This is a genomic window from Pseudomonas sp. A0308, assembly GCF_044218815.1.
GTDB classification, from domain to species: Bacteria; Pseudomonadota; Gammaproteobacteria; order Pseudomonadales; family Pseudomonadaceae; genus Aquipseudomonas; species Aquipseudomonas iridis.
In genome coordinates this window covers 459,996-472,537 of the sequence record NZ_CP162581.1, presented here as the reverse complement: position 1 = coordinate 472,537, position 12,542 = coordinate 459,996, and the positions used below count along the sequence as shown (strand labels likewise).

Below are 12,542 nucleotides of genomic sequence, written 5' to 3'. Positions count from 1 at the left end.
GAAATCCGACGTGGTCGACCCCTGAAGGCTGGTTGATTGCCTGGCAGCGCTCCGAATCCTGGATTGCCGCGCACAGGAGTATTGCCCATGAATTCAGATTCGTCGCGTCACAGATCAATCTGATCCGGTTTTTTTGCGTCCAACTGTGCCAAATGACGCAGATAGTCGCCAAAGCCGCCGCGGGCCCGACTGTCCAGGCGAGCGCTGGTGTGAACCTGCGGGCGATGACTCCAGGCGATGTTGGCACCGACCAGTTCCAGCTCCCGGACCAGTTGCACATCTTCGTCGCACGCCAGCGGTTTAAAGCCTCCGGCCCATCGATAGGCGTCAGCACTGATGCCCAGATTGGCGCCGTGGATATGCCGATGACCATCGCAGGCCCGGTAGTTTCGGTGGTAGTGGATTTGCGCCGCATCATCGAACGACTCATGCCAGCGCTCAACCGTGACCGTGCCGCACACCGCGTCCGCGCCCAGCCCCAGTTGAGCCACCAGCCAGTCATCGGCGACCCGGCTGTCAGCATCCGAGCAGGATATCCAGCGCGCGCCGCGCTCCAGTAACAGTTGGGCACCGGCGGCGCGGGCCTGGCCGACGTTGCGGGCCTCGATGTGCAGACTCTGCACTGGGTATCGGCTGACGATTTGCGCGGAGCGATCAGTGCAGCTGTCGAGCACCACCAGCACTTCGACTCGCTCACCAGCGAGCAAACCGTGCTGGCTGGCGCGTATGGCCGCACTCAGGCATTCGTCGAGCAGGTCTTCTTCGTTGTGCGCCGGGATCAGAATGCCAATCATCGCAAGCCCTCCAATGCCGCCACCGAGCGCGGTTCGCGGCTCCACACCTCGAGAATGAAGTCCGACTCCTGGTGCAGCGCCACACGCGGCAGCCGCAATTGTTCGTGAATCAGATCGTGAACCTGCCGTGCGTTCAGCGGGCAGCCTTCAATGGGCGGGCGCCAGTGACAGGCCAGCAATTGCCCGTCGGCCGTCAGTGAATCGCTGATCCGACGGATCACTTCTGTCAGATCACTGCCATCGAGGTAGTAGCCGATTTCGCTAAATACAATCAGGTCGAATTTTTCCTCCGGCCAGTCGCCGGGCAAGCGGCTCTGGCGGACTTCGGCGTGATCAAACAAGCCCAATCGGGTTTTCGCCAGTTTCACCGCAGCACTCGCCGTGTCACAGCACAACAGTCGGTCACAACGGCTGGCCAGTTCTGCACTCAACTCGCCGTTGGCACAGCCCGGTTCGAAAATTGCCCGATAGTGCGCTCGAGGCAACGCCGCGAGGGTAATCGCGCGTTTGCGCTGTTCGTACCAGCGTTCGCGGAAGGCCCAAGGGTCATCGTTGTCTGCGAACAGGCCTTCGAAATATCGATCCTCGACGCTCATAAAAACACCACTTCGAAGGGTTGGAGTAGACGCTCGAGAATATGCGGCGCCAGCACCGGGGCGAGTCCGGCGGCGGGATCACCTTCCAGTTGACTGGCGAAGGCGTGCACTGCGTGGCGTTTGCGTGCGACTTGTTCGGGCGTCAGCAGAATCTTGCGTGCTCGTTGCCACGGCACGACCGCGTCTTCGGGGGTTGCCCAGTGCCACGTCCACACGGGCAGTTCGTGGCAGCTTGCCCCGACCCTGCGCGCAGCGTCGGCACTGGCGCGGCCGACGGCTTCGTGGTCGCAGTGGCCGTCTTCACGCCAAGTGGTAAATACCACATCGCCGGGACTTAGATAGCGCTCGATAAAGTCGCTCAATGCAGACTCCTGAGCGGCCACCTGGGTGTCGGCGAAACCACCGCGCAGCCATTTCAGTTGATGCATCGGCATGCCGAGCCGGCGCAAGGCTTCGGCGGACTCTTGCGGACGAATCACGCTCAAACGCTCCACCGGCCAGCGCTCCGAGCCGGGATGACTGGCGCAGCCGTCGGTGACCGAGATCAGTTGCACTGGACGGTCGGCGGCGGCAAGCAGTTGCAACATGCCGCCGCAGCCCAGCACTTCATCGTCCGGGTGCGGTGCAATGATCACCGCCCGGGCGCCCGCAGGCACAAGCTCGAGGATATCGATGCTGTCCAGTTCCGCCAGATGCCGCGAGTTCTGCCATTGCTGCAGGGACGTGCCGTGACCCACGATCGGATTGTCTTTCTGCGCGGCGTTCATAGCGTCCAGGCCTCAGCAGATTGCGCGGCAACTATTTGGCCGAGGGCGGCGAGGTCGCGTTCGGCGTGGCTTTGCCGCAGGAACACGGGCAAGTCGGCGATGAGGCGGGCGAAATGCCGATCCTTGCAATACGGCCCGGCGCCCAGCGCGCGGCCAGCTTCGCGAATCACCTGCTCAGCCGACTGTTCGACCACGGCGCGGGCGCGACGGGCGAGGAGTTCGGCGTTCTCTTCCGGATGCGCATCGATGTGCAAGGCGCTGAAACGCAACACATCGGCAGCCGCCTGCAACGCCGTATCGACTGCGCCGAGGTGGGCGAGGGCGTGTGGTTCTTGTCGCTGTGAGCACTGTTGGCGCAACACTTCGGCAATCTGCCGTGCCGCGCCATACCAGCAGGCGGCGATGCCGATCCCGCCCTGCCAAAACCCTGGGCGCTGCAGGTAATCGCCGGGATTGCCAATGGCCTGGGCTTCGGCGCCGTCGAACAAGACCTCGACGCTACCGGTGGCGCCCATGCCAACCGCTTGCCAGCCTTGATCGGTGATGGTCACGCCCGGTTGATCGAGTGCGACCGCAACCAGTTGCTGTTGATCATCGGCGTCCCACGCAGTAAGCAGCGCATGGCTGAGAACGGCGGCGCCAGAACACCAGGCCTTGTGTCCATGCAACGTGACCAAGTGCCCGGCGGGTCTCACTTGCACCCGCGCCTGCGGCGGTTCTGCCGCCCACATGCCCCACGTGCTGCCCGGCGTCGGCGAACCGCCCAGTTGCTCGATGATTGCCAGTGCGTCGGTGTGGCCTTCATAGAGTTTGCACAGCCCCAGATCGTGGCCGCTGACATTGGCCAGATGCTGCCACCGCTGCAGCGTGTGACCGCTGCCCGGTAGCGGCAAGCGGTCGAGCCCTGCCTCGACCATCGCCCGCAAGCAACCACCCAGCGCTACGGTATCGCTGTAGTCCGGGGGGCGGCGGGCGAGATAGTTTTGCAAGTCCATATCAATCTTCTTCATCACGTTGCAGTTCAAACAGCAGCAGCGAACGCCCGGTGACCGAGTACTCGTTGCCGAAGTCGAATCGTTCCTGACCACGGATCGACGGCTGATTGGTGTCGATCATGCACGTCCAGAAACTGCCCTCAGGCACTTCCGGCAAGGTGAAGTTGACGACGTCGTGGTGGGCGTTGACCACCAGCAGCAGGGTCGCATCGGCGCCCTTGCGGCGGATGCCGGTTTCCTGCGCGCGGCCATCGAGCAGCATGCCCAGGCAACGGTTATTGGCGTCGTGCCAATGTTCGGTGGTCATCTCGGTGGCATCGGGTGCCAGCCAGGTCACGTCCTTGACGCCGATGTCTTCGTTGTATTCGCCAACCAGGAAACGGCCACGGCGCAGGATCGGGTAAGCAAGGCGCAACTTGATCAGGCGTTTGACGAATTTCAGCAGGGCTTTGCCGTCCTCGCTCAGGTCCCAATTGACCCAGCCGATTTCGCTGTCCTGGCAATATGCGTTGTTGTTGCCGTCTTGAGTCCGCGCGAATTCGTCACCGGCGACGATCATCGGGGTGCCTTGGGACAGCAGCAGGGTGGCGAAGAAGTTGCGCATCTGCCGATGGCGCAGGGCATTGATCTCGGGATCGCCGGTCGGGCCTTCGACGCCATGGTTCCACGACAGGTTGTTGTTGCTGCCGTCCTGATTGTTCTCGTCGTTGGCCTCGTTGTGCTTGTCGTTGTACGACACCAGGTCATTGAGGGTGAAGCCGTCGTGGGCGGTGATAAAGTTCACCGACGAATACGGCCGCCGTCCACGCTGGTTGAACATCTCGCCGGATGCGGTCATCCGGGCGGCGAAGTCGGCTACCTGGCCGTCGTCACCTTTCCAGAACGCACGCACGGTGTCGCGGAACTTGTCGTTCCACTCGACCCAGCCCGGCGGGAAGTTACCGACCTGATAACCACCGGGGCCGCAGTCCCAAGGCTCGGCGATCATTTTCACCTGACGCAGCACGGGGTCCTGACGGCAGGCCACGAGGAAGCTGTGACGCTCGTCAAACCCGTCGTGATAGCGACCGAGAATGGTCGCCAGGTCGAAGCGGAAACCGTCGACATGCATCTCACTGGCCCAGTAACGCAGCGAGTCGGTGACCATTTGCAGCACGCAAGGGTGACTCAGGTCCAGGGTGTTGCCGGTGCCGGAATCGTTGATGTAATAGCGTTTGTCATCCGGCATCAGGCGGTAGTACGACGCGTTGTCGATACCGCGCATCGACAGGGTCGGGCCTTGCTCGTTGCCCTCGGCGGTGTGGTTGTAGACCACATCGAGGATGACTTCGAGGTTGGCTTCGTGCAGGTGAGCGACCATCTCCTTGAACTCGGCTATCTTGCCGCTGGCCAGATAACGCGGGTCAGGGGCGAAGAACGCGATGCTGTTGTAACCCCAGTAATTGGTCATGCCCTTGTGCAGCAGATGCTGGTCGTTGACGAAAGCGTGGATCGGCAGCAACTCCACCGACGACACCCCGACGCTGCGAATGTGCTTGAGCACATCGTCATTCATCAAACCGGCGAAGGTGCCGCGCACATTTTCCGGCACCGATGGGTGCCGCATGCTGATGCCGCGCACATGGGTCTCATAGATGATGGTTTTGTCCCACGGCACGCTGACGCGCTGATCGTTGCCCCAGGTGTGCGCCGGATCGATGACCTTGCACTTGGGTACAAATGGCGCACTGTCGCGTTCGTCGAAACTGAGGTCGGCGTCAGGGTGGCCGATGGTGTAGCCGAACAGCGCTTCCGACCATTTGAGTTCGCCAACCAATTGTTTGGCGTAGGGGTCGATCAGCAGTTTGTTGTGGTTGAAGCGGTGGCCGTTGGCGGGGTCATACGCGCCATAAACGCGGTAGCCGTAGATCATCCCCGGGTGCGCGTCGGGCAGGTAGCCGTGATAGATCTCGTCGGTGTATTCCGGGAGTTCGATGCGTTCGAGTTCGACTTCGCCGGCATCATCGAAGATGCACAGTTCAACCTTGGTGGCGTTGGCGGAGAACAGGGCAAAGTTCACCCCCAAGCCATCCCAGGTCGCGCCGAGCGGGAAGGGCAGACCCTCACGAATTCTCGATGGTTCGGCGTGTGTGGCGGGCTCGGCTTTATTTGGACGGGTCATGATTGCTCCTGCAAAATTCGGGTAGTTCGTTTTACACAAGCCCCTGTGGGAGCGAGCCTGCTCGCGAAGGCGGTAGGTCAGCTAACAGCGATGTCGGATGTACCGACGTCTTCGCGAGCAGGCTCGCTCCCACAGGTGTTTGTGTGCTTTTTTCAGGGCGAGTGAGCCCTCGGTGGCGAGCACGCTCGCCACATGGTCGTTCAGTTCAATACTCGGAAGAGCGTCAGTTCGCCGGGGGCTTGCGTGCGGCTCGCGGTTTTTTCTCGGCGGCTTTTTCGCCCGGCGGGATCACCGAGGCAGCGCTTGCAGGCTTGGCCTTGGACGCCGTTTTAGGTTTTGCCGCTGCGGTTTTGCTGTCTACTGTCTTGGTGGTTGCAGACTTGCCAGCGGTTTTACTGCCGGCAGCCTTGGGCGATTTTTTCGGCGCCAGTGCTTCGGCCTCGGCCAGTTTGCGCGCCATCTCCCAGTGACGTTCTTCCTGGCCTTGCGGCTGACCTTCAGATTCCCAGATCTGATAGGCGAACTCGCGAATGCGTTTATCGTCGGTACTCATCGCAATACTCCTGAACTGAACTCACGCTTAGGTTAAGTGTTGGATATAGAGATTGACCGGGACATCCCCCAGCGCGTCGCTGACTTTCAACTCCCTGTTTTTTGTGACTGCGCGGGTTGCAAAAAGTCCCTTCAGGTTTGTGTCAGAGGCGGCGAACGGTAAAACCACTCGCGTATCGCCCCAGCGCAGCGCATCGACCTGCGGTACAGCACTGTTTTCCAGCAAGCTCGCGCAGCGAATCGGCACGATGACGATAGCTTGCAGCCCTGCATGTTCGCGGACAAAGGCGAGCACGTTGTGCGCCTGGCTGCCCAGCACCTCCAGAGCCTGATACGAGCCGCGGCGGAACAACTCGGCATGCTCGACGCGCAGGTTCAGCACCTGGGCAATCAAGGCCTGCTTGATGCGCCCGTCACGCCAATCGTGCAGCAACTCCCCGACCGGTAACGCCGCTTGCAGGGCGTGCTCGCGAGCGGAGTAATCCACCGGCCGACGATTGTCCGGATCGACCAGGCTGAAGTCCCAGAACTCGTTGCCCTGATACAAATCCGGCACTCCCGGCACGGTCATGCGCAGCAAAGTCTGCGCCAAACCGTTGAGCGCGCCGGCGGCGGCGATGCTGTTGACGGTCTTGTGCAGAGCTGCGCGCAGCAGTTCGCCTTCTTCGCCGGTGAGCAGTTTTTCGGTGAACGACTGCGCTGCGTTTTCATAGGCTTCATTGGGAGCGCTCCAACTGCTTTGCAGCTTGGCTTCGCGCAACGCTTTCTGCTGCCATTGCCAGATGCGTTTGGCGTAGTCAGCCAATCCGGCCTGATCGCCATCGTGCAGATCCAGCGGCCAACTGCCGAGCAGGGCTTGATAGAGAATCAGCTCATCGCCGGTCGACGGCATTTGATCGTCACTGCGCACCGGGCGGGCGAGGGCGCGCCACAGTTCGATCTGTTCGGCGTACCAGTGGCTGCGCTCGCTGAGAACAGCGAGGCGCGCGCGGGTGTCTTCGCCGCGTTTGTGATCGTGGGTGGCGGTGGCCAGCAGGTTGTCGGGGAACTGCTCCAGACGCTGCTGATTGATCTCGTGGAAATCGCTGACCGGTGCGCTGAACTGTTCGGTGTTGTAGCCGACGTCATTGCGCGACAACAACACGGCCGAACGATACAGCGCCGTATCTTCCACGGCTTTGGCGGCTGCCGGTGAAGTCAGTTGCTGGAAGCGTACGCAAGCGTGCTTGAGGATCTTGCGTGAACGCCCGCGCGGCTTCTGCCGCCACGGCGTGCCACCGAGCCAGGCCGCGACGCAGTCGAGCACCGGCCAGTCGCCTTCGCCGAGGGTCTGCCGCGCACCGTCCATGGCCTGCTGGAAAAACACCTCATCCTGAGCGGAGCGGCCCATCGCGCTGATGTAGGTGCGATAGACCGGGAAGTGCACGATCAACGCCTGCAAGACCCGGCGGATCGAGCCGAGGGTCAGGTCGCGGGTCATCAAGTCATCGCGGGCCACTTGCAGTAACGCCTGCGCGACACTTTCGCAATCGCTGGCCAGCGAGCCGTTGAGGATCTGCTGACGCGCCAGTTGCGCCTCTTCGATGAACGCGGCAGGGCGCTCGGTGCGGCGTTGCCACAAGTCGCCCAGCACGTGTTCACCGTCGGGATCGTGTTGCAGCAGCGACAGTTGATTCATGAACTCGTAACCGGTGGTGCCATCCACCGCCCAGTCGCGGCGCGGGGTTTCGCCGGCACCGAGGATCTTCTCGATGTAGATCGGCAGATGCCGCCCCGGCGCGAGCAGATCGACACGGCGGCGCAGTTTGCGGCAATAACCACGCGGGTCGGCGAGGCCGTCGATATGGTCGATGCGCAGGCCATCCACCAAACCTTCGGCGATCAACTGGAAGATTTTGCCGTGAGTCGCTTCGAAGACCGCCGGACGCTCGACGCGCAAACCGCCCAGTTCGTTGATGTCGAAGAAGCGCCGCCAGTTGATGTCATCCGCCGCCGTGCGCCAACTGGCCAGGCGATAACTCTGGCGTTCCAACAACTGATGCAGCTTTTGGAAACCTTCTTCGGTGGTGGAGTCGTAATGCGCCAGATTGCTGTCAATGGCTGCGACAATCTGCGGCTCGCTTGCCAATTGCCGAAGCTCTTCTTTCAGAGGAATGGCCAGCGAATGAGCATCGGTCTGGTAGCTGAGTGAGCTGAAACGATCGGCAAGGGATTTCAGCGCTTCTTCGGATTTGAGCAGCTCGCCGTAATCGTTCGGGCAGATCGGGAAATGATGGTCATAGTGCTCGACATAAAAGCCGCCGGTTTGCGCATTGAACTGCAGCTTGAGCGTGCCCTCTTGCAGCGCGACACCGTAATCACTGCCCAGAAACGGCAACAGCAACTGGCCTTCCATCAATGGGTCCGGCGAGTGCCACTGAATGTCGAAGAACTCGCCGTAAGGGCTCAGACGCCCCCACTCCAGCAAGTCCAGCCACCAAGGATTATCGTTGCCGCCGACCGCCATGTGGTTGGAGACGATGTCGAGGATCAGCCCCATGCCGTGTTCGCGCAGGGTACTGACCAAACGGCGCAGCGCAGGCTCGCCACCTAGTTCCGGATTGACTTGCGTCGGGTCGACCACGTCATAGCCGTGCATCGAACCGGCCCGCGCAGCGAGCAGTGGCGAGGCATAAATGTGGCTGATGCCGAGGCGAGCAAAGTACGGCACCAGTGGCACGGCTTGTTCGAGGGTGAAGCCTTTATGAAATTGCAGTCGCAGGGTGGCGCGCAACGGTTGGATGTTCGCTTGGTTCATTGGTCACGCTCGGCAGCTTGCAGGCGCGCACACGCCAAGAGTTCCAGACGCCGTGCGGCATCCGCACCGTCAAGCAATGCTTCGCTGTTGCCGGGCAATCGCCGCGACCAGTTCGGGTGCGTGTCAATGGTGCCCGGCAGATTGGCTTGCTCGTCGATGCCCAGCGCATCCTCTAGCGGCAGCAGCACCAGCGGTGCGCGGGTATGGCCGAGGTAACGCACGGCGGCGTCGACGATTTGATCGGCTTCGTGTGACTCTTCGCGAAAATTCTGCGGGTCCTGACTTAAGGCACCGCGCAACCCTTCGCGCTCACGTTGGCGGTAGCGACGCCATTCGATTTCGCCATTGGCATCGACAAAACCCAAGCGGGCGTTCCAGTCGATATCGCGGCCATGCCACCAGCCGTTGAGCGTCGGCAGGTCGTGGGTGCTGGTAGTCGCCAGTGCGTTGTCCGGCCAGTCGAGAATCGGTTTGAAATGGGTGTTGTTCTGTTCGAACAACAGCACGCGCATGCCAAGTATGGAGCGGGCGATGAGTTTTTCCTGCAGGCCGTCGGGCACGGTACCGAGGTCTTCACCGAGGACGATGGCTTGATGGCGGTGCGACTCAAGGGTGAGCAAACGCAGCAAATCATCCACCGGGTAATACAGGTACGCACCGTCGGCCGGCGCCGATCCATTGGGAATCACCCACAACCGCTGCAGGCCCATGACATGGTCGATGCGCAAGCCGCCGGCATGGGCGAAGTTGGCACGGAGCATTTCGATGAATGCACGAAAGCCATTGCGAATCAGACCTTCGGGAGAAAATGCGGAAATCCCCCAACCCTGACCGGAACGATTGAGGATGTCGGGCGGCGCGCCAACGGTCAGCGAGGCGAGCAGCTCATCTTGAAAACTCCAGGCCTGACTGCCACCGCCATCGGCACCGACCGCCAGGTCGGCGATCAGTCCAATCCCCATGCCAGCACTGCGTGCCGCGGTTTGGGCGCGTTCCAGGCAGCGGTGGATCAGCCATTGGCAAAAGGCGAAGTAACCGATGCGCTCGGCATACTCTTCGGCGAATGCGCCGAGGGCAGCGCCACGCGGGTCGTGCCAGTGCTCGGGCCATTCGCGCCAGTCAAGGCTCTCGCCACGGGCGGCGCGCATTTCCTGAATGGCTTCAAAGCGGCAGTGGTTTTCCAGCGCATCACCACCGGCGTGACGGAAACTGGCGAAGTCGGGGTGCAACGGATGCTCGCCAGCGACAAAGCCTTCATACAAGGCTTGCAGCAGTTTTTGTTTGGCGTCGGCGGCGGCTGGCCAATCGACCAGTTTCAGGTCTTCGAGTTGCGCGAACTGCGCCGCCAGGCCTGCGCTGTCGATGGCATCGCGCAGGGCGCGTTCGCCGAGAATCGTGCCGGGGGCGGCATACAGGGAATTCAGAAACAAGCGACTGGACGGCGAATAAGGGCTGTATCGCCCGGTGTCGGCGCTGAACATCGCGTGCATCGGGCTGATCGCCAATGCATCGGCACCGCGCTCGCCGGCGACCCTGGCCAGTTCTTCCAGGGCCTGAGTATCACCGAAACCGCCGTCGCCAGCCCGACGCAGGCCATATAACTGCACGCTCAGACCCCAGGCGCGGGGGAGCGGGTTGTCGACCGCATCGCCGACACTGAAGCAGCGTTCCGGCGCCACGGCCAGCGTGAAGTACTGATCGTCAATGTGCACTTGCTGATAGCCGACCGGGACCACGCCAGGCAGCATGGCTTCGGAATCGAGTTTCAGGTTCATCCGCGAACCGTCTTCAAGGTGGATTTCACACGGCGTCTCGGGTTTGAAAAAGCGGGCCAGGTCAACGCTGACGCCCACGTCACTGGTCAGCAGCGGGGGCAGATGGCGGTCTTGCTGGACTTTTTGCAATTCAAGCAGGCTGGCATCGATTTCCAGCGCCGTGCTGGCGGGGTGGCCGAGGCCGATCAGAACATTGCGCAGCACCGCCGGGGCGACTTTTTGTGGCCGCCCGTTGGCGTCAATCCAGTCGACAGCAAGGCCGGCTCGGCTGGCAAGAATTTCCAGTTGCGCATCGCTCATAGGCGCTCTCCATTCAGAGGTTGCAAGGGGGGTGCGGCCGTGAGGCTGACGAGCGCGCAATACGGTGGCAGCAGGCCTTCATCCGACACTTCGACGGCGGGCGGCTTTTGAAACAGCCACACCGCGCCGGTACGTGGAGGGTTGACCACTGCGGTATCGCTGAGGTTCAGGTCGATTCGCAGCTCGCTGCCATCGCCCAGACGCCAGCGCGCACTGACGGCCGCATAACCGAGCATTTGCGCGCCAAGGGCCTGTGTGCCACTGAGGTGCGGAATGATGTGCTGATGGCGCAATTGCAGAAGTTGCCGGTACAGCGCGAGGGTTTCCTGCTGTTGCGCGGTGCCGCCGTCTATCAGCTGTGGCTGCGAGGCGTGGAAGGTTTGCTCGGCATTGGGATCGGGAATCTGCTCGCGTTTATGCGGATCGGCGAAGGCGCTGAACGCGGCGAATTCATTGCGCCGGCCCTCGCGCACCAGCTCCGCCAGTTCGCCATGATGGCTGGTGAAAAACAGGAACGGCTGTTCGGCGGCGAACTCGTCGCCCATGAACATCAGCGGAATCATCGGCGACAACAGCAGCAACACGGTAGCGGCTTGCAAGGCTCGAGGGTCGGCCAGTTGATGCAGGCGTTCGCCAAAGGCACGGTTGCCGATCTGGTCATGGTTCTGCAAGAACAGCACGAAAGCGGTCGAAGGAAGATGTTCGCTCGGTTCACCCCGAGGCTCGCCATGGCGGGTGATGTGGCCCTGAAACACGAAGCCCTGGCTCAGGCAGCGCACAAGTTGCTCGGTCGGTTGCAGCGCGTAATCGGCGTAATACGCATCGGTCTCGCCGGTCAGCAGCACGTGCAGGGCGTTATGCCCATCATCGTTCCACTGCGCGTCGTAGTCCTCTTCGAGCAGGCTCGACTGGTTGAATTCGTTCTCCACGGTCAGCCAGACGTGCCGGGAAGGATCGACCTGCTGGCGGATGCGTCGCGCCAGTTCGCGCAGGAATTGCGGGTCTTCAATGGCATGCACCGCGTCCAGGCGTAACCCGTCGAAGCGGTATTCCAGCAGCCACATCAAAGCGTTTTCGATGAAAAAATCACGGATTTCCAGGCGGCGGAAATCGATCCCGGCGCCCCAAGGCGTGTGCTTGTCCTCGCGGAAAAAGCCTTTGGCATAGCGGTTGAGATAATTGCCGTCGGGGCCGAAGTGGTTGTAGACCACGTCGAGAATCACCGCCAGACCATGGCCGTGGGCGGTATCGATCAGGTGTTTGAGCTGTTCGGGCGTGCCGTAGGACGCTTGCGGTGCGTAGTGCAAGACGCCGTCGTAGCCCCAATTGCGATCGCCGGGATACTGCGCAATCGGCATCAGTTCGATAGCAGTAATGCCCATTTCGGCCAGTCGCGCGAGATGCGTTTCAACCGCCGCAAAGCCGCCGAGCGCGCCAACGTGCAGTTCGTAAATCACCGCCTCGTGCCACGGGCGACCGTGCCAGGCGAGGTGTTGCCATTGATAGGCGAGAGGGTCGACCACCACGCTGTGGCGATCGATGTCACCGTCCTGAGCTCTGGAGGCCGGGTCGGGCACCTCCAGTTCGCCATCAATGTTGTAACGGTAGCGAGTGCCCGCCGGACAGCGGGTCTTGACCACAAACCAGCCGTCTGCCTGAGGCAGCATCGGCAGCGACTCTCCATTGTCCAGTTCTACACTGACGTAAAACGCGTCAGGTGCCCACAGCGCAAATTGTGTGTGTTCGGCGTCCAGCTTGATCGCGCCGTGGGGCCAGTTCTCTTGGGTCCGTAACGGCATCGTTAA

Annotated in this window: 9 protein-coding genes; all 9 read right to left on the bottom strand. The window is 61.7% G+C overall.

Annotated elements, in window-relative coordinates:
* Nucleotides 1-107 precede the first annotated feature (107 nt).
* Nucleotides 108-794 (bottom strand): glycosyltransferase, encoded by a 687-nt coding sequence (locus AB4P92_RS02165; protein ID WP_395598768.1) that lies wholly within the window; start codon nucleotides 792-794, stop codon nucleotides 108-110.
* Nucleotides 791-1,390: an SAM-dependent methyltransferase gene (locus AB4P92_RS02160; RefSeq protein ID WP_200614451.1), complete on the bottom strand. Its 600-nt coding sequence runs from the start codon at nucleotides 1,388-1,390 to the stop codon at nucleotides 791-793. Before AB4P92_RS02160 ends, AB4P92_RS02165 begins: the two co-directional genes overlap by 4 nt.
* Nucleotides 1,387-2,157, bottom strand: a complete 771-nt coding sequence (locus tag AB4P92_RS02155; RefSeq protein ID WP_395598767.1) for a PIG-L deacetylase family protein — start codon at nucleotides 2,155-2,157, stop codon at nucleotides 1,387-1,389. Before AB4P92_RS02155 ends, AB4P92_RS02160 begins: the two co-directional genes overlap by 4 nt.
* Nucleotides 2,154-3,152, bottom strand: coding sequence for an acyl-CoA dehydrogenase (locus AB4P92_RS02150; RefSeq protein ID WP_395598766.1), 999 nt, complete (start codon nucleotides 3,150-3,152; stop codon nucleotides 2,154-2,156). The genes AB4P92_RS02155 and AB4P92_RS02150 overlap by 4 nt, the downstream gene beginning before the upstream one ends.
* Before the next feature lies 1 nt (nucleotide 3,153).
* Nucleotides 3,154-5,313 (bottom strand): glycogen debranching protein GlgX, encoded by a 2,160-nt coding sequence (glgX, locus tag AB4P92_RS02145; protein ID WP_395598765.1) that lies wholly within the window; start codon nucleotides 5,311-5,313, stop codon nucleotides 3,154-3,156.
* Nucleotides 5,314-5,536: 223 nt separating this feature from the next.
* Nucleotides 5,537-5,866 (bottom strand): DUF2934 domain-containing protein, encoded by a 330-nt coding sequence (locus AB4P92_RS02140; protein ID WP_042559007.1) that lies wholly within the window; start codon nucleotides 5,864-5,866, stop codon nucleotides 5,537-5,539.
* 27 nt (nucleotides 5,867-5,893) lie between these two features.
* Nucleotides 5,894-8,662: a malto-oligosyltrehalose synthase gene (locus AB4P92_RS02135; protein ID WP_395598764.1), complete on the bottom strand. Its 2,769-nt coding sequence runs from the start codon at nucleotides 8,660-8,662 to the stop codon at nucleotides 5,894-5,896.
* The gene (malQ, locus tag AB4P92_RS02130; protein WP_395598763.1) at nucleotides 8,659-10,737 is read right to left on the bottom strand and encodes a 4-alpha-glucanotransferase; all 2,079 of its coding nucleotides are present in this window, start codon (nucleotides 10,735-10,737) and stop codon (nucleotides 8,659-8,661) included. Before malQ ends, AB4P92_RS02135 begins: the two co-directional genes overlap by 4 nt.
* Nucleotides 10,734-12,536 (bottom strand): malto-oligosyltrehalose trehalohydrolase, encoded by a 1,803-nt coding sequence (gene treZ, locus AB4P92_RS02125; RefSeq protein ID WP_395598762.1) that lies wholly within the window; start codon nucleotides 12,534-12,536, stop codon nucleotides 10,734-10,736. Before treZ ends, malQ begins: the two co-directional genes overlap by 4 nt.
* Between the last annotated feature and the right edge of the window lie 6 nt (nucleotides 12,537-12,542).

What these genes read in the sequence shown, in the direction of transcription:
- AB4P92_RS02140 (WP_042559007.1), bottom strand. Translation starts at nt 5,866, where the DNA reads ATGAGTACCGACGATAAACGCATTCGCGAGTTCGCCTATCAGATCTGG.
- AB4P92_RS02150 (WP_395598766.1), bottom strand. Translation starts at nt 3,152, where the DNA reads ATGGACTTGCAAAACTATCTCGCCCGCCGCCCCCCGGACTACAGCGAT.
- AB4P92_RS02155 (WP_395598767.1), bottom strand. Translation starts at nt 2,157, where the DNA reads ATGAACGCCGCGCAGAAAGACAATCCGATCGTGGGTCACGGCACGTCC.
- AB4P92_RS02135 (WP_395598764.1), bottom strand. Translation starts at nt 8,662, where the DNA reads ATGAACCAAGCGAACATCCAACCGTTGCGCGCCACCCTGCGACTGCAA.
- AB4P92_RS02165 (WP_395598768.1), bottom strand. Translation starts at nt 794, where the DNA reads ATGATTGGCATTCTGATCCCGGCGCACAACGAAGAAGACCTGCTCGAC.
- malQ (WP_395598763.1), bottom strand. Translation starts at nt 10,737, where the DNA reads ATGAGCGATGCGCAACTGGAAATTCTTGCCAGCCGAGCCGGCCTTGCT.
- AB4P92_RS02160 (WP_200614451.1), bottom strand. Translation starts at nt 1,390, where the DNA reads ATGAGCGTCGAGGATCGATATTTCGAAGGCCTGTTCGCAGACAACGAT.
- treZ (WP_395598762.1), bottom strand. Translation starts at nt 12,536, where the DNA reads ATGCCGTTACGGACCCAAGAGAACTGGCCCCACGGCGCGATCAAGCTG.
- glgX (WP_395598765.1), bottom strand. Translation starts at nt 5,313, where the DNA reads ATGACCCGTCCAAATAAAGCCGAGCCCGCCACACACGCCGAACCATCG.